2 protein-coding genes are annotated in these 1,734 nt (G+C 41.6%); one reads left to right on the forward strand and one right to left on the reverse strand.

The window, feature by feature from the left end; translation table 11 throughout:
- Positions 1 to 34: 34 nt before the first annotated feature.
- Positions 35 to 532 (reverse strand): IS200/IS605 family transposase, encoded by a 498-nt coding sequence (gene tnpA / locus ACM5QX_RS29460; protein WP_414756743.1) that lies wholly within the window; start codon positions 530 to 532, stop codon positions 35 to 37.
- Positions 533 to 537: 5 nt separating this feature from the next.
- Between tnpA and ACM5QX_RS29465 the strand changes: the two genes are divergently transcribed.
- Positions 538 to 1,725 (forward strand): RNA-guided endonuclease InsQ/TnpB family protein, encoded by a 1,188-nt coding sequence (locus ACM5QX_RS29465; RefSeq protein ID WP_414756744.1) that lies wholly within the window; start codon positions 538 to 540, stop codon positions 1,723 to 1,725.
- The last annotated feature ends 9 nt before the right edge of the window (positions 1,726 to 1,734 follow it).

The raw sequence follows: 1,734 nt of genomic DNA on the forward strand, positions 1-1,734 counted from the left end.
TTGACCAAAAGAATGGGATACAAGCCCCGTCGTTCTACGACGGCTTTTCTTGATTTCTGATGTACTCTTTTAGGATCTCTAATGGCGCACCTCCTACGGACACAGCGAAATAACTGGGACTCCACAAGGCTTCTTTGTGGGGTTTCTTGTATCCGGCTTGTCCATACCTGCGACTAGAGACACCTTTTAAAGCATTAACAATTTGAGAGATGGATAACTTGGGGGGATATTCAATAAGCGCGTGAACATGGTTGTCTTCACCGTTAAATTCAATTACTTGAAAATCCATTTTATTAGCTACCTCTCTAAACGTTTTTTCAATTAGTTCAATACTTTCCTTTGTGAATACAAACTTACGATACTTGGTAACACAGACCAAATGAATTTTTAAGTCCGTAACAGAGTGTCTTTCCCTGCGAAACTGGCTTGTCACTTCTTGTAGACCCTTCGGGTGAGCAGTCGCTACAAGTCGGGGAACCCGCCCAACGCGCTGCTCACCAATGTATAATACTTCTACAGACCAATTATACATTATCGATGAAATCCAGATATCAATTCCGGTTCTACCCGACAGACCAACAAAAGCAACTGTTAGCGCAGTTGTTTGGTTGCGTTCGCGTAGTCTGGAATGATGCTCTGGCTGTTTGCAAACAGTCCGAAAAGCTTCCTAGTAACAACGACTTGCAAAAGCTGGTGATTACGCAAGCTAAAAAGACTGATGAGCGTTCATGGTTATCTGATGTTTCTAATATCCCTTTACAACAATCTGTTGCTGATTTAGGAGTTGCTTACAAAAACTTTTTTGATTCACTCAAGGGTAAACGCAAAGGCAAAAAAGTAGGCACACCCAAGTTTAAGAAGAAGACAAGTAAACAATCAGCCAGATTTAGAATTGGTGGTTTTTCGATTAAAGGAGATGAAGTCTACCTAGCTAAAATTGGCAACGTCAAGCCTCTAAAGTCAAGACAATTACCATCTGCACCAAGTAGTGTAACAGTCATTAAAGACTGTGCTAATCGTTATTTTCTTAGCTTTGTCGTAGAAGTAGAGCCTATTCAATCTGAAGCTAAAAACCAAAGCATTGGTATTGATTTAGGAATCAAAACTTTTGCGGTTATGAGTAATGGAGAAAAAGCAATCAGTCCCGATTACTCAAAGAAAGACCGCAAAATTCGCAAACTGCAACGCAAGATAGCAAGACAACAGAAGGGGTCTAAGCGTCGTGAACGAACCCGCTTAAGAATCTCCAAGCAACACAACAAAATTGCGGATACCCGAAAAGACTTCCTTCACAAACTTTCAACCAAAGTAGTTAGTGAAAACCAAGCTATTGTTTTGGAAGATTTGAATGTGTCAGGAATGGTCAAGAATCGTAAGTTAGCAAGAATAATTAGCTTGCAGGGATGGAGAGAGTTTCGGGTATTTTGTGAGAGTAAATCTGAAAAACTTAATCGGGATTTCAGGGTAATTAGTAGATGGGAACCTACTAGCCAAACTTGTTCTTGTTGTGGGTATAGGTGGGGTAAGATTGATTTATCTGTGCGCTCAGTGTTGTGCTTAAACTGCAATACTGAACACGACAGAGATGAGAACGCATCCCAAAATATAAAAATGGTCGGCATGGGGCATCGGCACGACCTTAAACGGGCGCAGAGGACAGGTAAGACTGGTTCGCCAGCACAGTCCGGTGAAGCGTCAAGAATCACCGCACCTTTAGGTCGGTGAGTATGTCAA

Origin of the sequence: Anabaena sp. CCY 9910 (genome assembly GCF_963920875.1) — a bacterium.
Classification (GTDB): domain Bacteria; phylum Cyanobacteriota; class Cyanobacteriia; order Cyanobacteriales; family Nostocaceae; genus Trichormus; species Trichormus variabilis.